The organism is Rhodopseudomonas sp., from assembly GCF_036404135.1.
Taxonomy (GTDB): Bacteria; Pseudomonadota; Alphaproteobacteria; order Rhizobiales; family Xanthobacteraceae; genus Rhodopseudomonas_A.
The window spans coordinates 46,248-67,005 of the sequence record NZ_DASWPE010000125.1 but is presented as its reverse complement, the minus strand read 5'-3'; the positions used below and the strand labels follow the sequence as shown (position 1 = coordinate 67,005).

Annotated in this window: 17 protein-coding genes; 8 read left to right on the top strand and 9 right to left on the bottom strand. The window is 65.9% G+C overall.

What is annotated here, in order from left to right:
• A partial coding sequence (locus VGC77_RS15745) for a DNA polymerase Y family protein (protein WP_331172503.1) occupies positions 1–1,566 on the bottom strand: 1,566 nt, incomplete at its 3' end.
• Positions 1,463–2,260 carry a DNA repair protein gene (locus tag VGC77_RS15740; RefSeq protein ID WP_331172502.1) on the bottom strand — a complete coding sequence of 266 codons (798 nt, stop codon included), beginning with the start codon at positions 2,258–2,260 and terminating at the stop codon, positions 1,463–1,465. The genes VGC77_RS15745 and VGC77_RS15740, both read right to left, overlap by 104 nt.
• Positions 2,261–2,419: 159 nt before the next feature.
• Here VGC77_RS15740 and VGC77_RS15735 point away from each other — a divergent pair, with 159 nt between their 5' ends.
• Both VGC77_RS15735 and VGC77_RS15730 read left to right on the top strand, forming a co-directional pair.
• Positions 2,420–3,655 carry a putative DNA modification/repair radical SAM protein gene (locus tag VGC77_RS15735; protein ID WP_331172501.1) on the top strand — a complete coding sequence of 412 codons (1,236 nt, stop codon included), beginning with the start codon at positions 2,420–2,422 and terminating at the stop codon, positions 3,653–3,655.
• An 11-nt stretch (positions 3,656–3,666) separates the two neighbouring features.
• Positions 3,667–5,142, top strand: coding sequence for a UdgX family uracil-DNA binding protein (locus VGC77_RS15730; protein ID WP_331172500.1), 1,476 nt, complete (start codon positions 3,667–3,669; stop codon positions 5,140–5,142).
• A gap of 213 nt (positions 5,143–5,355) precedes the next feature.
• Here VGC77_RS15730 and VGC77_RS15725 read toward each other — a convergent pair whose 3' ends face one another.
• Positions 5,356–5,856 (bottom strand): ferritin-like domain-containing protein, encoded by a 501-nt coding sequence (locus VGC77_RS15725; protein WP_331172508.1) that lies wholly within the window; start codon positions 5,854–5,856, stop codon positions 5,356–5,358.
• A 119-nt stretch (positions 5,857–5,975) separates the two neighbouring features.
• A complete protein-coding gene (locus tag VGC77_RS15720) occupies positions 5,976–7,148 on the bottom strand; it encodes a M20 aminoacylase family protein (protein WP_331172499.1) in 1,173 nt (390 codons plus the stop codon).
• Positions 7,149–7,334: 186 nt separating this feature from the next.
• Between VGC77_RS15720 and VGC77_RS15715 the strand changes: the two genes are divergently transcribed.
• From VGC77_RS15715 to VGC77_RS15700, 4 genes are all read left to right on the top strand, one after another.
• The gene (locus tag VGC77_RS15715) at positions 7,335–8,264 is read left to right on the top strand and encodes a metallophosphoesterase family protein (protein ID WP_331172498.1); all 930 of its coding nucleotides are present in this window, start codon (positions 7,335–7,337) and stop codon (positions 8,262–8,264) included.
• Between the two features lie 9 nt (positions 8,265–8,273).
• Positions 8,274–8,603, top strand: coding sequence for a cupredoxin family copper-binding protein (locus VGC77_RS15710; protein ID WP_331172497.1), 330 nt, complete (start codon positions 8,274–8,276; stop codon positions 8,601–8,603).
• A 76-nt stretch (positions 8,604–8,679) separates the two neighbouring features.
• Positions 8,680–9,237 carry a sigma-70 family RNA polymerase sigma factor gene (locus VGC77_RS15705; protein ID WP_331172496.1) on the top strand — a complete coding sequence of 186 codons (558 nt, stop codon included), beginning with the start codon at positions 8,680–8,682 and terminating at the stop codon, positions 9,235–9,237.
• The gene (locus VGC77_RS15700) at positions 9,234–9,989 is read left to right on the top strand and encodes an anti-sigma factor (RefSeq protein WP_331172495.1); all 756 of its coding nucleotides are present in this window, start codon (positions 9,234–9,236) and stop codon (positions 9,987–9,989) included. Before VGC77_RS15705 ends, VGC77_RS15700 begins: the two co-directional genes overlap by 4 nt.
• Positions 9,990–9,992: 3 nt before the next feature.
• Here VGC77_RS15700 and hpnO read toward each other — a convergent pair whose 3' ends face one another.
• Positions 9,993–11,384: an aminobacteriohopanetriol synthase HpnO gene (gene hpnO, locus VGC77_RS15695; protein WP_331172494.1), complete on the bottom strand. Its 1,392-nt coding sequence runs from the start codon at positions 11,382–11,384 to the stop codon at positions 9,993–9,995.
• 397 nt (positions 11,385–11,781) lie between these two features.
• The gene (locus tag VGC77_RS15690; RefSeq protein WP_331172493.1) at positions 11,782–14,379 is read right to left on the bottom strand and encodes an MMPL family transporter; all 2,598 of its coding nucleotides are present in this window, start codon (positions 14,377–14,379) and stop codon (positions 11,782–11,784) included.
• A 281-nt stretch (positions 14,380–14,660) separates the two neighbouring features.
• Between VGC77_RS15690 and ispH the strand changes: the two genes are divergently transcribed.
• A complete protein-coding gene (gene ispH, locus VGC77_RS15685; RefSeq protein WP_331172492.1) occupies positions 14,661–15,605 on the top strand; it encodes a 4-hydroxy-3-methylbut-2-enyl diphosphate reductase in 945 nt (314 codons plus the stop codon).
• A gap of 43 nt (positions 15,606–15,648) precedes the next feature.
• A complete protein-coding gene (gene hpnH, locus VGC77_RS15680; protein ID WP_331172491.1) occupies positions 15,649–16,797 on the top strand; it encodes an adenosyl-hopene transferase HpnH in 1,149 nt (382 codons plus the stop codon).
• Here the strand turns inward: hpnH and VGC77_RS15675 are convergent.
• From VGC77_RS15675 to hpnE, 3 genes are all read right to left on the bottom strand, one after another.
• A complete protein-coding gene (locus VGC77_RS15675) occupies positions 16,738–17,472 on the bottom strand; it encodes a phosphorylase (protein ID WP_331172490.1) in 735 nt (244 codons plus the stop codon). The genes hpnH and VGC77_RS15675 overlap by 60 nt on opposite strands.
• Complete coding sequence (gene shc / locus VGC77_RS15670; RefSeq protein WP_331172489.1) at positions 17,469–19,406, bottom strand: squalene--hopene cyclase; 1,938 nt, start codon at positions 19,404–19,406, stop codon at positions 17,469–17,471. Before shc ends, VGC77_RS15675 begins: the two co-directional genes overlap by 4 nt.
• Before the next feature lie 88 nt (positions 19,407–19,494).
• Positions 19,495–20,748 (bottom strand): hydroxysqualene dehydroxylase HpnE, encoded by a 1,254-nt coding sequence (hpnE, locus tag VGC77_RS15665; protein WP_331172507.1) that lies wholly within the window; start codon positions 20,746–20,748, stop codon positions 19,495–19,497.
• Positions 20,749–20,758: the final 10 nt, after the last annotated feature.

Below are 20,758 nucleotides of genomic sequence, written 5' to 3'. Positions count from 1 at the left end.
ATCGTCTTCGTCAGAAGTGAGTTCGCGCTCATACAAGCCGTCGCGGTACAGCCAGAACCGCAGGCCGGCCTCGTCCTCAACGCGGAAGTAGTCCCGCGTCAGCAGCGCGGCTTCGGATCGCCACCATTCCATCGCCACCCGCTCCGGGCCTTCGACCCGGATCACCGCGTGGCTGACGCGGCGCCAGCGAAACCGCGCCGGCGGGCCGTCCGGCACTTCGGCGATCACCTTGATCGGCTCCGGATGCGCGAACAGCCGCAGCGGTCGCAGCGGCGGCTCGCCAGCGATCCGCGCCGGCCACGCCGCCTGCGCGGCTTGCGCGAGATGCTGCTGCGCGCTCAACGCCCGCGCCGCGTGTTCGGGGATGTGGGTGTCGCGCGGCAGGTGCACCACGACGCGGCGGCCGCCGATCCGCGCCGCGATGCGGTCGATCAACGCCGACAACTCGTCATTGTCGTGGACGTGGGCGTCGAGGTCGCGCTGCTGCTCTACCACGATCTCGGTCTGGCTGGCGGAGAGCCGGATCAGGTCGAAGCCGAAGCCGGGATCGAGCGGATCGGCGATGGCGTCGAGCCGCTCGCGAAACAGCCGGTCGATCACCGCGACCTTGGTGACCGGCTGGCCGGTCTGCAATTCGACCGTGCGCAGCGCGCCGTCGCTGCGAAAGAAGCTGGCCCTGAGTTGTCGCGCGCCCTTGCCGTGGCGGGCCATCGCCTCGACCAGCGTCGCGGCCAGCGCCGACAGCGTCGCCGAGATCACCGTGTCGGTCGCCACCGGCTCGGCGAAGCGCTTTTCCACGATGTAGTCCGGCAGCGGCTGGCGCGGACTGATCGGCGCCTCGCACTGCCCCAGCGCCTGCTCCAACAGGCTGGTGAAGGCGGCGCCGAACCGCGCGGTGATCTCCGGCCGCGCGCGGCCCGCCACCTCGCCGATCGTCTTCAGTCCGGCGCGGCGCAAGCCATGGCTGATCGCGGGATCGGCGCCGAGCGCCGCCACCGGCAACGCGCTGACGGCGTCCGCTTCGCCGCCGACGCCGACGATGCGGCCATGCTGATAGCGACTGAGCGTGCGGGCGGCGACCGCGGTGCCGGCGATCGCCGCACTCACCGCAAAGCCTTGGGCTGCGAGCGCGCGACTGACGCTCTCAAGCATCAAAGCCTCGCCGCCGAACAGATGCGCGCAGCCGGTGATATCGAGCAGCAAGCCATCGGGAGCATCGAGCGCCACCAGCGGCGTGAAGCGGTCGCACCATGCGGCGATCGCCTCCAGCGCCTGGGCGTCGGCGGCGGGATCGGCGTCGAACACCATAAGGTCGGGACAGATCGCGCGGGCATTGGCGAGCGGCAGCCCGACGTCGAGGCCGGCCTTGACCGCGGCGTCATCCAGCGCGGCAATCTGCAGCGCGTTGGCAAGCCTTGCGACCACCACCCAAGGGACACAAGGCACGCCGCTAGGCGTCTCGTCAGCCGGCGCGGCGCTGCGCGAGGGCTGGCGGCGCAGGCGGTCGGTCGGCAATCGCGGCAGCCACAGGCTGAGGATCCGCCGCGTCATGGAAAACGCAGGCATCACAGTTCCATTCAATGATCCAACGGCCGTTCGGGCCGTGACGGTTGCGGACAAGTTCGGTGTCGAGCCTTGGCGCGCCCCAAGGCGCAGGCTGCCAGCGCCCGGCCGGCGGCGAATGCGCCGCTCGGACGATCCAGCGGGTCTCTGCGGTGGAGGCGGTCGGGGTCGCCGCCACCCGCAGCACGAGCGCTGTGACGCCGGAGCCGCGCGCCGCCAGCGTCAGCTTGCGGCTGGCGACCAGATCGAACGGCTTGGCCTCGCCCCAGATTTCCAGCACCACGCAGCCCAGCGCGTCGCAGGCTAAGGCATCGGCGGCGCTGCGCAGCGCGCTCTCGAGATCGGCGGCGCGCACCGTCACGAGGAGCCGCGGGTCGAGCCCGAATTCGCCGAGGCCCCGCAGCGACAGCGCGCCGGATTCCAGCTCGGCGAAATCCTGCCGCACCCATAACAGCGGCCGCCGCGGGCTGACCCGGCGCGCCAGGCCGGCGATGAAGCCGGTCGCCGCAGCCACTTGGCGGCCTTCATCCGCAAACACCTCGTGGATCGCGCCGAGCGCCAGCCCGCCCTGCAGCGCGGCGTCGGCCTCGGCATGGCCGAGCGCCGCCCGCGGCAACAGCCGCGCCTCGCTTTGGCTCTCGATCCGTTCGATGTCGCCTCGCAAATGCGCAAGCGTGCTCAGGCGCGCGCTGGTCATGCGCTCGCTCCTTTGTGTTGCCACTGGCAGGTTTGGGATGAACCTGCGGCTGGCTCATTTGTTCATGGTATGTTCTAATATAAAGCTAACCCTGGCGGACGAGTCAATCGGGATCGCGACAAAGTTTTTTATCCGAACAGAATCAAGAGGATTCGCTCCATGGACGTGCAGCGCAAACTGGCCATCCTGGCGGACGCGGCGAAATACGACGCCTCCTGCGCTTCCAGCGGCACCGAGAAGCGGGACTCCCGCGACGGCCGAGGCCTCGGCTCCACCGACGCCGGCATGGGGATCTGCCACTCTTATGCGCCGGACGGCCGCTGCATCTCGCTGCTGAAGATTCTTCTCACCAATGCCTGCAACTACGACTGCCTGTATTGCGTCAACCGCGCCTCGTCGAACGTCACCCGCGCGCGCTTCACCGTCGACGAGGTGGTGCAGCTGACGCTGGATTTCTATCGCCGCAATTATATCGAGGGGCTGTTCCTGTCCTCCGGCATCATCCGCAGCGCCGACTACACCATGGAGCAGGTGGTCAGCGTGGCGCGGCAATTGCGAGCGCAGCAGTTTCGCGGCTACATCCATCTGAAAACCATCCCGGACGCCGACGACGCGCTGATCGCCGAGGCCGGGCTGTATGCCGACCGGCTCAGTATCAATATCGAACTCTCAGATCCGCAAAGCCTGTCGAAGCTCGCGCCGGAGAAGAACGGCCGCGCCATCCGCCGCAGCATGGGCCGGCTGCGGCTGAAACTCGACGAAGCCCGCGACGGCCGCAAAGCCACGCCGCAGGGCCGCGTCGCGCCGCGCTTCGCGCCGGCCGGGCAAAGCACGCAGATGATCGTCGGCGCCGACGCCGCCACCGATCAAAACATCCTTGCCAGCAGCGCCAATCTGTACGGCTCCTACAATCTGAAGCGGGTGTATTATTCGGCGTTCAGCCCGATCCCCGATGCCAGCCGCGCGCTGCCGCCGCAGGCACCGCCGCTGTTGCGCGAACATCGGCTGTATCAAGCCGATTGGTTGATGCGGTTCTACGGCTTCGACGCCGGTGAAATCCTCGACGACAGCGCGATGCTGGCGCTGGAGATCGATCCGAAGCTCGCCTGGGCGTTGCGGCACCGCGACCGCTTCCCGCTCGACGTCAACCGCGCCAGCCGCGACGAGCTGTTGCGGGTGCCGGGGTTCGGCCGCCGCGCCGTCGATCGCATCCTCGCCGCGCGCGGCCAGGCGGCGCTGCGGCTCAGCGATCTGCCGGCGCTGCACATTCCGAGGAACAAGGCGCTGCCGTTTATCGTTCTGTCCGATCACCGGCCGGCGCGGCAGCTGTTGGAAAGCGCTCAGCTCGCCGAGCGCTTCAAGCCGAAAGCCGTGCAACTGGGATTTGGATTCTAGCCGGAGATTGGATGCACCTCGTTGCGCTCGACAGCGACATCGACTTCGCCGGCTGGCGCGCCGCGGCGCGCCGGCTGGCGCTCGGCCACGTCAAGCCGGCCGAGGTGAGCTGGACGGTGCGCGGCGACGAACCCGAACTGTTCGCGCCCGCCGCGCTGCCCCCGCCGCCCGCGGTGCCGGAAGCCAGCTTCAACGTGCCGGCGAAATTCGTCGAACTGGCGCAGAACGTCATCCTGCACAGCGACCCGCAGCGCTTCGCGCTGTTGTACCGGGTATTGTGGCGGCTGCGCGCCAACCATGAATTTCTGCAGCTCGCCTCCGATCCCGACGTCGCGCAGCTTTCGACGCTGGCGCGTGCGGTGCGCCGCGACTGTCACAAGATGAAAGCCTTCGTCCGGTTTCGCGAGATCGGCCGCGAGCCGAACAACCGCTTCGTCGCCTGGTTCGAGCCGGCGCATCACATCGTCGAGGCCACCGCGCCGTTCTTCGCGCGCCGCTTCGCCGATATGGCGTGGTCGATCCTGACGCCGGAAGTCTGCGCGCACTGGGACGGCCATAGCGTGATGTTCACGCCGGGCGTCAGCCAGGCCGAGGCGCCGTCCGAGGACCGGCTGGAAGAGACCTGGCTGACCTACTACGCCAGCATCTTCAATCCGGCGCGGCTGAAGGTGAAGGCGATGCAGGCGGAGATGCCGAAGCGCTATTGGCGCAACCTGCCGGAGGCGGCGCTGATCAAGCCGTTGATCGCGCAGGCCGGGCGCGCCACCGGCGCAATGATCGACACCGCCGCGACCGAGCCGAAGACATCCATGCAGCGCCGGGAGCCGCCGATGAAACACCGGGCGACGACCGATCATGACGACAACGCAGGAGCTGCGAGCCTGGCGGCCCTGCGCGAGCAAGCCGCCGACTGCCGCGCCTGTCCGCTGTGGAAAGACGCGACGCAGACCGTGTTCGGCGAAGGCCCGCACCACGCTTCGGTGATGCTGGTCGGCGAACAGCCCGGCGACAAGGAAGACCTCGCCGGCCAACCGTTCGTCGGCCCCGCCGGGCAGATGCTCGACCGCGCGCTGCGCGACGCCGGCATCGACCGCGGCAAGGTCTATGTCACCAATGCGGTGAAGCATTTCAAATTCGTGCCGCGCGGCAAGATCCGGCTGCACCAGAAGCCGACCACGCCGGAGATCCGCGCCTGCCGGCCATGGTACGAGCGCGAACTCGCCGCGGTGCGTCCCGCTTTGGTCGTCGCGCTGGGCGCCACCGCCGCGCAAAGCGTGCTCGGCAAGATCACGCCGATCAACAAGACCAGGGGACGGCTGATCGATACCGAGGGCGAAGCGGAGCATCCGGTCCAGGTGCTGGTGACCGTGCATCCGTCCTATCTGCTGCGACTGCCCGACGAAGACGCCAAGGCGCGCGAATACGACCGCTTCGTCGACGATCTGAAGATCGTCGCCAAATACCTGAAGCGCAAGGATGCGGCGTGAGCAGCGTCGGTGGGCACGGTCCCCAGATCAGTCATTGCGAGCCGAACTCGCCGCGCCGGGCGAAGGCGAAGCAACAGCTCCCCGCAAATGACGCGTTTAATGCCTGCCGTCTTGATCGCTCTTTGGCGAGGCTCTTACGATACGAAAGCGCGCTCCCCCGGGGAGAAGCGCGCTGTCAACGCACGATAACTGCGCCTCGGATCAGCGGATCGCTTACGCCGCCGCCGCGACATTGACCGCGGAATCGGCCAGCGTGGTCAGCGCCTGGTCGGTCTTCTTTTCTTCCTGCAGGGTCTGGTCGAGCAGCCGGGCGGCGTCCTTCAAGCCGAGCTGGGTGGCCCACTGCTTCAACGTGCCGTAGCGCGAAATCTCGTAGTGTTCGACGGCCTGGGCGGCGGCGAGCATGCCGGCGTCGAGCGCTTCTGTGCCCTTGTACTCGTCCATGATCTCCTTGCCCTCGTCGAGGATGCCCATGATCGCGTCGCAGGTCTTGCCGCGCGCCGGCTTGTCGATCAATTCGAAGATCTGCTCGATGCGCTCGATCTGGCCTTCGGTCTCGCCGTGGTGCTTCTCGAATGCGGCGCGAAGCTTATCGGAGGTCGCAGCCTTCGCCATTTTCGGCAGCGCTTTCAGGATCTGCTTCTCGGCGAAGTAGATGTCCTTCAGGGTATCGAGGAATAGATCGTTGAGGCCCTTGTCCTTGGTCGGCATGATGCGCTCCATTTTGCGGATGTGGCGGGGGTATTCCATTGCCTCAACGCAACGTGAAGATCATCGTTCCTTCGCCCGCTACCGACTCTACCATCTGTCGTGCAGACGACTGATGTGGCCCCTCAGGCCGCCAGCGTGGTCTCGACCAGCTTGATCCAATACGAGGTGCCGTAGACGATGGCGTCGTCGTTGAAATTATAGGCCGGGTGATGCAGCCCGGCGCTGTCGCCGTTGCCGATGAAGATGAAGGCGCCCGGCCGGGCTTCCAGCATATAGGAGAAATCCTCGGCGCCCATCAGCGGAGGCATATCGTGGACGTTGCCGTCGCCGGCGATGGCGCGGGCGACGCCGCCGGCGGTCTCGGTCTGCGCCGCGTGGTTCACCAGCACCGGGTAGCCACGCTCATAGACCATATCGATGCTGGCGCCGGTCATCAGCGCGACCCCGGCCACCACCTCGCGGACCCGCTGTTCGGCGAGGTCGCGCACCGCGGCGGTGAGCGTGCGCACTGTGCCCTTCAGTTCCGCGGCATGCGGAATCACGTTGCGGGCGTTGCCGGCGTGGAACTCGCAGATCGAGATCACCGCGGACTCCAGCGGATCGACGCTGCGCGACACGATCGATTGCAGCGCGGTGATCAGTTGCGCGCCGGCCAGCACCGGGTCGACGCATTTGTGCGGCCGCGCGGCGTGGCCGCCGACGCCGTTGATGCGGATGTCGATCGCGTCGGTGGAAGCCATGATCGGGCCCTGCCGTAGCGCGAAACAGCCGACCGGCAGGCCGGGGCCATTGTGCATGCCGTAGACCTGGTCGATCGCAAAGCGCTCCATCAGCCCGTCCTCGAGCATCGCCGCGGCGCCGGCGCCGCCCTCCTCGGCGGGCTGGAAGATCACCACCGCGTCGCCGGCAAAATTACGGGTCTCGGCGAGGTAGCGCGCCGCGCCGAGCAGCATCGCGGTATGGCCGTCATGGCCGCAGGCGTGCATCAGACCGGGCGTCTGCGAGGCGTAGGGCAGATCGTTGGCTTCCGTGATCGGCAGCGCGTCCATGTCGGCGCGCAGTGCCACGGTCCGCAGCTCGGCGTCGGGCGCCGGCTGGCGGCCCTTGATCACGCCGACCACGCCGGTGCGGCCGATCCCGGTGGCGACCTCGTCGCAGCCGAATTCGCGCAGCCGGTCCGCCACGAAAGCCGCGGTGCGGTGCACCTCGTACATCAGCTCCGGATGCGCATGAAGATCCCGGCGCCACGCCATGATGTCAGGCTGCAGGTCGGCGACGCGATTGATCACGGGCATGAGAGGCTTTCCAACTGGTTCCAGGCTCCGTTACCATTACCACGGCTGCGGGGGTGACCCAAGGTCGCGCGCGCCCGCCCGTTGCGACAAGCAGGCTTGACCGCAAATAGATCGCCCGTTGCGGGAATAAACCCGGCACTCGCCCGATCCCCTCGATACGCCCAGTTCAGGGCGATGGAGGATGCGATGCGCGAATTCGACCACCAACCCAATCGCCGCAAGATCCTGGAATGCATGACCTGGGCCGGCACCGGCGTGCTGTGGAGCCTCTCTGGCGGCGTGCCGCGCTCGCTCGGCCTGGTCGGTGAGGCCAATGCGGCGGAACCGGCAGGGCTGAGCTTCCTGCAGATCAGCGACAGCCATGTCGGCTTCGACAAGCCCGCCAATCCCAACGCGATCGGCACGCTCGAGGAGGCGATCGGCAAGATCAAGACGCTGCCGATCCGGCCCTCCTTCATGATCCACACCGGCGACATCTCGCATCTGTCGAAAGCCTCCGAATTCGACGACGCCGACCGCATCATCTCGCAGGCAAAACTCGACGTGCATTACGTGCCGGGCGAGCACGACCTGATCGACGAGGAGGTCAGGCTGTATCGCGAGCGCTATGGCCGCGGCAGCAAAGGCGCGGGCTGGTATTCGTTCGACGCCGGCGGCGTGCACTTCGTCGCCCTGGTCAATGTGGTCGACCTGAAGGCCGGCGGGCTCGGCAATCTCGGCGCCGATCAGCTCGCATGGCTGGAAGACGACCTCCGGGGCAAATCAAAATCCACCCCGATCGTGGTGTTCGCGCACATTCCGTTGTGGACGGTGTATCCGGCCTGGGGCTGGGGCACCGAGGACAGCGCCCGCGCGCTCGACATCCTCAAGGGCTTCGGATCGGTCACCGTGCTAAACGGCCACATCCATCAGGTGATGCAGAAGGTGGAAGGAAACGTCACCTTCCACACCGCGCGCTCCACCGCGTTCCCGCAGCCGGCGCCGGGAACCGCGCCCTCCCCGGGCCCGATGAAGGTCGCCGACGACAAGCTGCGCGGGCTGCTCGGCGTCGCCAGCATCAACTTCCAGCCCGGCCAAGAGCGCCTCGCCATCATCGACACCCCGCTGCAGGGTTGAGGAGCGTCCATGACCATGTTCAGCTTTCGACATCTCGGCGTCCGCCTCGGCGTGGCGGCGATCATGGCTACGCAGATCTCCGTGGCGCGTTGTGAGGACGCGGCGGTCATGATCGACAACTTCACCTTCGAGCCGGCGCAATTGACCATCAAGGCCGGCAGCACCGTCACCTGGAAAAACCGCGACGACATTCCGCATGCGCTGGTGTCGGTCGGCCATTTCAAGTCCAAGGTGCTGGATACCGACGACAGCTACGCATTCAGCTTCACCCAGGCCGGCAGTTACAGTTATTTTTGTTCGCTGCATCCCCATATGACCGGGACCATCAAGGTTGAGTAACGAGCCAAGGCAAGGCGGCACAATCATGCCCGGCCGGTGCAGCGCCGCCGGCCGGGGAATGGTGCAACACGGGGCGATGCCGGTGAAGCTGCAACGCGACGATGCCGAACTAGGGCGCCGGTTCCGCGAGGCGGCGTTGCCCTTGCTCGACGAGGTCTACACGCTGGCGCGCTACCTGCTGCGCGATGCCAGCGACGCCGAGGACGCCGTGCAGGAATGCTACCTGCGCGCCTTCAAGAGTTTCGACAGTTACCACGGACCACAGATCAAGCCATGGCTGTTTGCGATCCTGCGCAACGTCTGCCGCGCGGAATTCGCGCGCCGCGCCGCCGCCCCGTTGCTGGCGCTGTCGGACGACGCCGACGACACCACCGCGCCCTTGTGGCACGAGGCCGAGGAGACGCCGGAATTGCAGCTGTTGCGGCGCTGGGACGCCGCCACCATCCGCCGTCTGCTGACCGCGCTGGCCGAGCCGTTTCGCGAGACCATCGTGCTGCGTGAAATTCACAATCTGTCCTACCGCGACATCGCCGGCATCGTCGACGCGCCGGTCGGCACCGTGATGTCGCGGCTGGCGCGCGCTCGCGCGATGCTGCGCGCCGCCTGGCTCGCCGAACAGGAGCACACTCCATGACATGCGACGAGGCCGAGATCCTGCTGCACGCGCTGCTCGACGGCGAACTCGACGCCGGCAACAGCCGCGCGGTCGAACAGCATCTCGCCGACTGCCCGCGCTGCGCGGCGCAGCTGCGCGGCTATCGTCAGATGCAGGCAATCATCGCGGCAACCGAGCTGCGCGAAACCGCGCCGGCCGGCCTGCGGCAGCGCATCGAGGTTGCCATGCCGCAGCCGCGGGCGACCAGCCGGCGCGCGGTGTTGAAAGGGTTTGCGATGGGATCGGTGCTATCGGCCGCGGCGGCCGCGAGCGTGGTGGTGGTGGCGCTGCGCGGCGACGACGAGCAGCGCATCGTCGCCGAAATCGTCTCGGCGCATGTCCGCTCGCTGCAGCCCGGCCACCTCACCGACGTGTTGTCGAGCGAACAGCACACCGTCAAACCCTGGTTCAACGGCAGGCTCGACGTCGCGCCGCCGGTGGTCGATCTGACCGCGCAGGGCTTTACGCTGATCGGCGGGCGGCTCGATTACGTAGACGGCCGCGCGTTCGGCGCCATCGTCTATCGCCGGCGCATCCACGTTATCAACCTGTTCGTGACGCAGGCCCCCGACGTCGCGCAGCACGCCGCGAAGACCGAGACGATCCATGGGTTCAACGTCCGGCGCTGGCGCGAGGGCGGCCTGGCCTATTGCGCGGTCAGCGACCTCGGCGTCGAGGAGCTCAATGATTTCGCCGACAGGATCGAGAGCGCGCTGCGCGCTCCCGGCTGAGCCTCACGCCGATTTGCGCACCGCGTTGTCGACCAGCGTCTTGCCGAGCGACCAGATCGCGCCGGGCACCTTGTGGCTGTCGGCGATCACCGCATCGAACGAGGTCTCGATCCACTTGCAGTCGTCTTCGGTGATGGTCAGCGACGGCAACAGCTTGATGGTGTGGCTGCCGTGGCCCGACACCTGGGTCAGGATCTTGTGATCCTTGAACAACGGCACGGTGATCAGCTGGCAGAACAGCCCCTTGTTGGCGGTTTCCAGCATCGACCACGAGGCCTTCAGCCGCAGCGATTGCGGCGGGCCGAATTCGACGCCGATCATCAGCCCCTTGCCGCGCACTTCCTTGAGCAGTTCATAGCCCGGCACCATGCGGGTCAGCGCCAGCCGCAGTTCGGCGCCGCGCTTGGCCGCGGCCTCGACCAGCTTCTCGTGCTTCAGCACTTCCAGCGTGGCGATGCCCGCGGCCATCGCCAGATCGTTCTTGGCGAAGGTCGAGCCGTGCACCACCGCGCGATCCATGCGGTTGAAGATCTTGTCGAAGATCGATTTGCGCGTCAGCACCGCGCCGACCGGGACGTGACCGCCGCTCAACGCCTTCGACAACAGCACCATGTCGGGCTCGACGTTCCAATGCTCGACCGCAAGGAAACGCCCGGTGCGGCCGATCCCGGTCTGGACTTCATCGGCGACGAACAGCGTGCCGTAGCGTTTGCACAGCGCCGCAGCGCCCGGCAGAAACTCGTCGGTGGGCATGTTGACGCCCTTGCCCTGGATCGGCTCGACGATGAACGCCGCGACTTGCTTCGTCGACAGCACCTTTTCCAGCGCTTCGAGGTCGTTGAACGGGATCGTGGTGACGCCCGGCAACAGCGGGCCGAAGCCGCCCTGGAAATTCTGGTCGTCGGTCAGCGACAACGCGCCGTAGGTCAGGCCGTGATAGCTGTGTTCGCAATTGACGATGCCGGTGCGGCCGGTGGCGACGCGGGCGAATTTGATCGCCGCCTCGACGCTCTCGGCGCCGGAATTGGCGAAGAACACCTTGTCCAGATACGGCATGTGCTCGAGCAGCCGCTCGGCCAGGATGCCGGCCAGCGTCGAGACATCGAGTTGCACCAAATTGGGCATCTCGGCGTCGAGCACGGTTTTCAGCGCCTGACGCAGCACGGGATGGTTGCGGCCGATCGCGAATACGCCGAAACCGCTCAGCAAATCCAGATACCGTGCACCGTCGCGGTCGAACAGATACTGTCCGGATCCGCGCTGGAAGCCGACATCATAGCCGATGGTCTTCAGGACTCTCACGAGTTGTTCGTTGAGATGGCGCGCGTGCATGGAACTGCGCTGCGACTGCCGGTCCGCGAACATCTCGGATAGGTCTAAGTTCGGATACAGCATCAGCTACATACTTCGGTTGATGGGCAGGTCGTCAACTGAAAACGCGGCATTGCGGCGTTTTGACTGATCTACCACAGTTTAAAGATCGCGGATCTGCACAATGTTGCACAACCCACGGAATAACATGCGGAGTTTGGCCTGTTGCGGAGTTTTTTTGACTGGCAGCTTGGTCCCCGCGCTCGCCCCGATCCCACTGTGACTGGAAAGTTGCAGACGGCGTCGCCACCGGGATGCTCGATGCGAGCATGGGGCGGTGCTGTCGTCTGGCAGGATACCGGGCGGAAGGGATAAGAACAATGCCGATCCGGCAAAACAAGGGCAGCCGGCGCCGGCGCGACGATTTTATTCGAGATGAAGCGAACCCGCACGCCGCAGATCGAAAACTGCATCGTGGCTTCTACTCCTCGATATTTTCGAGACTGCGCGGCTTGCCCATCAGCGCCGGCTGGAACAGCAGTACCGCCGCCAGCGTGGTAATCAGCGACAGCGCCAACAGCTTGCCCATGCTCGCGGTTCCCGGATGGCTCGACAGCCACAGGCTGCCGAACGCGGTCGCGGTGGTCAGCGCGCTGAAGAAGATCGCCCGGGTCAGCGCCGACTGCAAAAGGTTGGTGTGGCCGGCGCGCCACGCGGTCACGTAATAGATCTTGAACGCCACGCCGATGCCGAGCATCAGCGGCAGGGCGACGATGTTGGCGAAGTTCAGCGGCAGCCCGATCAGCACGCAGATCTCCAGCGTCACCGCCCCGGCGACCAACAACGGCACCAGCGTCAGCAGCACGTCGCCGATCCGGCGCAGGCACAGCCACAACAACAGCCCGATCACCAACAGCGCCCACAGCCCGGCCTGGATGAACGCCGAGACGATGGTATCGCCGGACTTCAGAATCGATACCGGGCCGCCGACCGCCTCCGGCGCCGCCGACAGCACCGCGCCGGCAAAGGCACGCAGCGTGTCGTTGTCGTTGGGATCGCCCTGCGGCAGCACCTGGATGCGGACCTGGCCGTCCTTGGTTCTCCAGGCCGATACCAGACTGGCCGGCAAGTTCTGCACCGTCACCGGCGACGCCTGCAGCATGTTGCGCAACTGCTCCAGCGCCAATTGCAGCGGCGTAACGAATACCGCCTGCACCTTGTCGCGGGTCGGCTGATCTGCCGCCACCAGCTTGCTCAGCGCGTCCGCAAGCCGTCGCGACGCCTGCGCGCCGGGGCCGGCCTGCTCGCCGGCGGTCTTGCGCAGATTGTCCGCGGTACTCTGCAGCGCCGCGACATTCTCCTGGTCGGACGGCGCCGGGTCGACCGAGTCCGGATTAAGCGCCGGATTGAGAATCTTGGCGCCGTCGTGGATCAGCTTGATCTTCTCGGGTTGGTCGTCCGGCACGAAACTGTCGAGCGACATCGTGCGCAGCACCTGCGGCAGCTTCTGCAGCTTGGCCTCGGCCTGTTTCGCCGCCTCGACCGAGGGCGCCATGACGTTCACGGCATTGGCGCCGGCGTTCGGATCCTTGCGCAGATCGAGGAAGGTGGCGATCGATTCCACCTTGGGATTGCGCAGGTTGATCGGGTTGAAGTCGAAATGCAGGAAGTACAAGAGCGGCAGGCCGAGCACTGCGATCGCCAGCGTACCGCCGACGATACCGACGCGATGGGTCTCCAGGAAGTTATCGACCGGGGCGAGGAAGGCGTAGCCCAGCGGCTCCTTCTCGCCGGCCGGGTTGAGCAGATCGAGCAGCGCCGGCAGCACGGTGATGCTCGACAAGAACGCGATCACCATGCCGGCGCCGGCGATCTCGCCGAGTTCGGAGACGCCCTTGTAGTCGGTCGGCAGGAAGGAGAGGAATCCCGCGGTGGTCGCCATCGCCGCCAGCGACAGCGGAATCGCGGAGTATTGCGCGGCTTTCACCAAGGCCAGCCGCAGATCGCCGCTCTTGTAGCGTTCCGAGCGATAGCGGACGCTGAACTGGATGCCGAAGTCGACGCCGAGCCCGACGAACAGCACCGCGAAGGCGATCGACAGCAGGTTGAGCGATCCGACCATCATCAGCCCCACCGCGGTGGTGATCGACAGCCCGACGAACAGGTTGACGAACACCGCGAAGATGATCTTCGGCGAATGCAGCGCCAGGAACAGGATCAGCAACACCACCAACACGGTGCCGACGCCGTTGACCAGCGCACCCTCCTGCACCGTGGCGAATTCCTCGTTGGCGATCGGAACCGGGCCGGTGAGCCGGACCCGCGCGCCGTACTCCCCGGCGAGGTTGAGATCCTCGGCCGCCTTGCGAATCGCATCGGTCGCGGTCTTGCCGGGCTGCAGCGCCTGGAAGTCGAGCACCGGCTTGACCTCGATGAAGGCCCGGCGGTCGCTGTCGGTCAGCGGGTTCGGGCTGGCCAGCCCGCGCCAGGAAAAGTAGCCCGAGCCGGTCTTCAGCACGGTCTCGATGGTCTCGGCGATGGTTGTGAACGGCTTGGCGGTGCCATCGAGCGTGATTTCGCCGCGCTTGACGCCGGCCAGGCCGGTTTCCAGCGCGCCGGTCAGGCCGCGTAGGCTGGGGTCGCCGGCCATGATTTCCAACAGCGGGGCCGCCTGCTGGAACTGGCCGGTCAATTCGGCGACCTCCTTGGTCGGCAGAAACAACAGTCCGTTTTTGTCGAAAAACTCTCCGCCGCCGAGCCGCTGCACCGAGTCGAAGTCTTTGTTATTTTGAGATAATTTCTCGGTAAGAGCGTTCCCCGCGGCGTTCGCGAATTCCGGCGTCGGCGCATCCACCACGGCCAGAATCAGGCGCTCCTGGTCGAAAGCCTTGTCGAAGGAGATATCGCGCTTGCGCCAGTCGAGGTCCGGGGAAATCAGCCGGTTGATGTCGGTGTTGATGCCGAAATTCCGCGCGGTGTAGACCCCCGCGGCGATCGCAAGGATTATTGCGATCAGGACAGTAAAAGCGGCGAAGCGGGTGCAAGCTTTGACAATGGATACGACAAGACTTGTCAGCACTTTTTCTCTTTCTATTGCTCTCGGCTCGCCTAAAATGCGCCTGATCTATCGCAGTTCCAAAAGCCGCTCCGGCTCCGCGAAGTCTTGCCTTCAATGACGCGACAAAATGGCTTAAGACGATCGGACGGATCGCTGCTGCCGAATTAATCGCTTGAGGCTCGGTTGCCAACCGCGTTGAATCGCGGCGGGGACCGTATATGTCGACGGCACACCACACCAGCCGTACCGTGGTAAGGTTGGTGGTTTAGTTTTCACCGCACGCACAAATCAGGACGGTGCCCTTGTATAATGTTCGCCCCCTTGAGGTTTTTCTGGCGCAGCCGCGCGGATTCTGTGCCGGCGTGGTGCGCGCGATCGAGATCGTGGAACGCGCGCTGGAGAAATATGGCCCCCCGGTCTATGTGCGACACGAAATTGTGCACAACAAATACGTCGTCGAAAGCCTGAAGGCCAAGGGCGCGATCTTCGTCGAAGACCTCTCCGAGGTTCCGCCGAAGGCGGTGACGGTGTTCAGCGCCCATGGCGTGGCGCGCAGCGTCGAGGAAGAGGCCGCAGCGCGCGGGTTGCCGGTGCTCAACGCCACCTGCCCCTTGGTCACCAAGGTCCACAATCAGGGCAAGCGCTATATGTCGAAGGGCCGCGCGCTGATCCTGATCGGCCATGCCGGCCATCCCGAGGTGGTGGGAACCATGGGCCAGGTGTCCGGGCCGGTGCTGTTGGTGCAGAACGTCGAGGATGTTGCCGCGCTGACGCTGCCGGCCGACACCCCGGTCGCCTACATCACCCAGACCACACTCAGCGTCGACGACACCAAGGACATCATCGCCGCGCTGGCTCAGCGGTTCTCCGACATCCAGGGACCCGACATCCGGGATATCTGCTATGCGACACAAAATCGCCAATCCGCGGTAAGAGATCTCTCCAAACTGGTTGATCTCATCCTGGTGGTGGGCGCCACCAACAGTTCCAATTCCAACCGGCTTCGCGAGATCGGCACCGAGGTCGGAATTCCAAGCTACCTGATTGCCGACGGCAGCGAGCTCAATCCGGACTGGCTGAACGGCGTCAAGGCGGTGGGGATCACCGCCGGCGCATCGGCCCCCGAGGTTCTGGTCGATGACGTAATCGAAGCGCTGCGGCGGATCGGACCCGTCGTGGTGTCGGTGTTGCCCGGGCGTGAAGAAAACATCGAGTTTCTCCTGCCGGCCGAGTTGGCCCCGGCCTGAAGCACTCCCCTGAAAATCAATTCCAGGAAAGAAAAGACTAGTAATGGCAATCCCGTTTTTCAAAGAGCTGCGGATCGGCGGCTACCTGATCAAGCAGAAGATGCTCGGCCGCAAGCGCTACCCGCTGGTGCTGATGCTGGAGCCGTTGTTCCGCTGCAATCTGGCCTGCGTCGGCTGCGGCAAGATCGACTATCCCGACGCCATTCTCAATCGCCGCATGACCGCGCAGGAATGCTGGGATGCCGCCGAGGAATGCGGCGCGCCGATGGTGGCGATCCCGGGCGGCGAGCCGCTGATCCACAAGGAGATCGGCGAGATCGTCCGCGGCCTGGTGGCGCGCAAGAAATTCGTCTCGCTGTGCACCAACGCGCTGCTGCTCGAGAAGAAGCTGCACCTGTTCGAGCCCTCGCCCTATCTGTTCTTCTCCGTGCATCTCGACGGCCTGAAGGAGCATCACGACAAGGCGGTGTCGCAGGACGGCGTGTTCGACCGCGCGGTGTCGGCGATCAAGGCGGCGAAGGCCAAGGGCTTCACGGTCAACGTCAACGCCACCGTGTTCGACGGCCATTCCGCCGCGGACATCGCCAAGTTCATGGACTTCACCACCGAACTCGGCGTCGGCGTCTCGATGTCGCCGGGCTACGCCTATGAGCGGGCGCCGGATCAGGAGCACTTCCTGAACCGCACCAAGACCAAGAACCTGTTCCGCGACGTGTTCGCGCTGGGCAAGGGCAAGAAGTGGAACTTCATGCATTCCGGGCTGTTCCTGGACTTCCTGGCCGGCAACCAGTCCTACGAATGCACCCCCTGGGGCATGCCGGCGCGCAACATCTTCGGCTGGCAGAAGCCCTGCTATCTGCTCGGCGAGGGTTACACCGCGACCTTCAAGGAACTGATGGAGACCACCGACTGGGACAGCTACGGCACCGGCAAGTATGAGAAGTGCGCCGACTGCATGGCGCATTGCGGCTACGAGCCGACCGCGGCGAATGCCTCGCTGGTCAATCCGTTGAAGGCGCTGTGGGTGTCGATCCGCGGCATTCGCACCGAGGGGCCGATGGCGCCGGAGATCGATCTGTCGCAGCAGCGTCCGGCGCAGTACATCTTCTCGGAAGAAGTGCAGAAGCGGCTGTCAGAGATCCGCCGTGACGAGGCCGCCGACGTCAAGCATCAGTCCTCGACAGCCGCGTAGGCTGCGCAGGGCGCGATTGAAGTCGATCCCGGTCGACACCAGGGCCTTGATGGTCGCCGGGTTCCGCGCAATGCCGCGCAGAACCTTGGCGACGTCGATATCGCCATTTGGCTTGATCGCGGTCGACACCAGCGTCGGCAGCGCCCGGCTGGCGGGGTCGCTGATCACCCGCAGCGCGGCGAACGGCAGTCCGGATTTGTCGGCATAGGCGGCGGCGATATGGCTTTCCATGTCGACCGCCGCGGCTCCGGTCTCGGAATGCAGCGCGGCCTTGGCGGCGCGCGCGCCGATCACCTTTTCGGCCCCGGCGAGGCCGCCGCGAATCACCCGGCGGCCGCCGATGCCGATGCCGGCCAGCAATTCCTCGCTGAACTCCAGCGCGGTGAGCCAACGGCGGTCGCCCGCCATGACTTCGGTCGCCACCACGATGTCGCCGGATTTGAGTTTCGGGTCGAGGCCGCCGGCGACGCCGAAGCTGACCACGCCGCGGATCGTGGTCGGGTCGAAGCCCGCCAGCAGCACCCGCAATTGCTTGGGATCGCTACTGCTGCAGATGACGGTCAGTCCCGGGCCCGCTGCGATCCGGGCTTCCTGCACCAAACCAGTCACGATCAACACCGGCCGCGGATCAAACGAATTGCCCGCGGACGAACGGTCCCCCGCCCCCAAAATCACATCCCGACCCCTACCACCTTACTGTTGGTGCTCCTCAGGTTTCGATACCGCGCCAGCGCCCACAGCGGAAAGAACTTCGCATAGCCATGATAACGCAAATAAAACACCCGCGGAAAGCCCGTAGCGGTATATCGTTGCTCATCCCACAGTCCTTTTCCGGTCTGTGTGCTTTTTAGGTACTGCACCCCGCGGGCCACGGCGGCGGAGTCGACCTCGCCGGCCGCCATCAGCGCCAGCAGCGCCCATGAACTCTGCGAGGCGGTGGTCGGGGCCTGCACATATCCCTTGTAATCCAGCCGGTAGCTCTCGGCGCCCTCGCCCCAGCCGCCATCCGGGTTCTGGATCGACGTCAGCCACGCCACCGCTCGGCGAATCACCGGATCCTGATGGTCGAGCCCGGCGGCGTTCAGCGCGCACAGCACCGACCAGGTTCCATAGATGTAATTCAGCCCCCAGCGGCCATACCAGGAGCCGTCCGGCAATTGGGTGCGGCGCAGATAGGCGACGCCGTCGGCGACCGCCTTGCTGCTCGCCACGGTCTCGCCGAGCTGCGCCAGCATCGAGACGCAGCGCGCGGTGACGTCCTCGGTCGGCGGGTCGAGCATCGCGCCATGGTCGGAGAACGGGATGTTGTTGAGATAATATTCCAGATTGTTGACGTCGAAGGCGGCCCAGCCGCCGTCGTCCGACTGCATGCCCTCGATCCATTCGCGGGCCCGCGCGATCGCCTCGTCATAGTCGCGGCTGCCGGCGGCGCGGCGCCAGCGGTCCATCGCCATCACCACCACCGCGGTGTCGTCGAGATCCGGATAATGCGCGTTGTTGTACTGGAACGCCCAGCCGCCGGGGCGCAGCTGCGGCCGCTTCACCGCCCAGTCGCCCTTGAGGTCGAGCACCTGCTTGGGCAGCAGCCAGTCCAAACCGTTGCGCGCCGGCACGCGGGCCTGTTCGTCGCCGGATTCCAGCAGCGCGTGGCAAGTCAGCGCGGTGTCCCACACCGGCGAGACGCAAGGCTGGCAATAGGCTTCGTCGTCGCCGATCACCAACAGCTTGTCGATGCCGCGCCTTGTGATCGCGCGCGGCGGGTGATCCTCGGGAAAGCCCAGCACCTTGTACATCATCACGGTGTTGGCCATCGGCGGATAGATCGCGCCGAGCCCGTCCTCGCCGTTCAGCCGCTCTTCGACGAACGCCACCGCCTGTTTGATCGCATGCTGGCGCAGCCGCTTCGGGAACCACGGCTCGATGGTCCGCAACACCGCGTCGATGCCGGCGAACAGCTTGAACAGCGCCCAGCCCTGATGCGGCGCCTTGGCCGGCATCTTGATCGACTTCGGATCCTGCAGGAACAGTTCGTCCAGCCCGATCTCGAGCCGGTTGACCGCGCACGGCTTCAGCGCCGCCAGCACCATCAGCGGCACGATGGTGGTGCGCGCCCAGTAGGAAATCTTGTTGAGATGGAACGGAAACCACATAGGCAGCAGCATGATCTCGACCGGCAGCACCGGCACGCTACGCCAGGTGGTGATGCCGAACATCGACAGCAAAAAGCGGGTGAACACGTTGCTGTGGATCGCGCCGCCGCGCGAGCGGATCGCCTCGCGGGCCCTCGCCATATGCGGCGCGTCGATATCGTCGCCGATCATCTTCAGCGCGAAGTAGCCCTTGACGCTGGCGCTCATGTCGAATTCGCCGTCATGCACCAGCGGCCAGCCGCCATGGGCGCCCTGCACCCGCCGCAGATAGTTGGCGATCTTGGCTTCCAGCGCGACATCGACCGGCTCGCCGAGATAGTGCCGCAGCAGCACGTATTCTGCCGGAATCGTGCAGTCGGCCTCGAGTTCGAACACCCAGTGGCCGTCGGCCTGCCGATAGCTCAGCAAGGCGTTGGTCGCAGCCGCGATGCTGGCATCGAGCGTGTCGCCGTCCCTCATCGGCTGCTTGTGAATCCCGGACTGCATTGGCTCGTGGTCTCCGTAACTACTCGACTCATTGTTGCCAGGGCGGCGCCGTTTCGGGCGCTCAGCTTCGGCCGGCCGCCTGCACGAGGTCAGCCGCACGGTTGCCCGAGCGCACCGATCCCTCGATCGTCGCCGGCAGCCCGGTATCGGTCCAGTCGCCGGCAAGAATCAGATTCTTCCACGCCGTGACCGGCCCCGGGCGCAACGCGTTCTGCGCAGGCGTCGCCTCGAAGGTGGCGCGGCGCTCGCGCACGATCTGCCACGGCGGCAGCTCGGCCGCGATCCCGGTCAGCGTACAGATCTCCCGCCAGATGTCCTGGGCGAGTTGCTCGCGCGGCAGTTCGACCAGCCGGTCGCCATTGCTGATGGTGACCGAGAGCCGGTTCGGAAATGCGAATAGCCATTCCACGAGGCCGCCGACCACGCCGACCAGCGCCGGCTGGCCGGGCGGCGGCGCATAGTTGAAATGCGCGTTGACGATCGCGCGATATTTGCCCGGCGTTTTCAGGCCCGGCAGCAGCGACGCCGCCGGCCGCGGCGGCACCGCCAGCACCACGGCGTCATCGGGGCCAAGCGCGATGCTGTCGTCGCCGAAATCCAAGCCGCTGACCTTGCCGTCGACAAAGCTGAGTTTGCGCAATTCGTGGCCGAATTGCACGCCGGCGCCGGCGCTGCGCAACTGATCCACCGCGGGCTCGACCAAGACCGCGCTCAAGCCGTCGCGCGCGATCAGCGGCCGGCAGGCCTTGCCGCCGGCCAAAAGCGTTTCGCGCACCACGGCGCCGGCGAGACCCGCCGAGCCTTCCGGCGGATCGACGTTGAGCGCGGCCAACAGCAAAGGCTGCACCAGGTTGCGATACAGAGGGCCGTCGCAGCGGATCGCATCGCCGACCAGCCGGCTGGTCGGCGCCCAGATCAAGGGCATCAGCGCCAGATAGTCGCGCAGCTTGGTGCCCGGCACCCGGCGCGCTTCGTCGAGCACCCACAGCGGCAGCCGGCCGTCGCCGAGCTGCAACGTCCAGCGCCGGTCATTGGCGAGATCGACGAAGGGAAACTGCGCGGTGGCGGGGCCGACCAGCCCGGCCTCAGTGCCGATCGAACGCGCATAGCCGACCGCGGCGCTGTTGCCGGACAATAGCAGGTGATTGCCGTTGTCGATGGTGAGCCCGGTCGCGGCGTCGAAATACGAGCGGCAGCGGCCGCCGGCCTGCTGCATCGCCTCGTGGACGTGAACCTGGTAGTCAGCCTTGGCGAGGCGGATCGCGGCCGACAGGCCCGAGATTCCCGCTCCGATGATATGCACGGTCTTATGCAAGGTCTTGGGC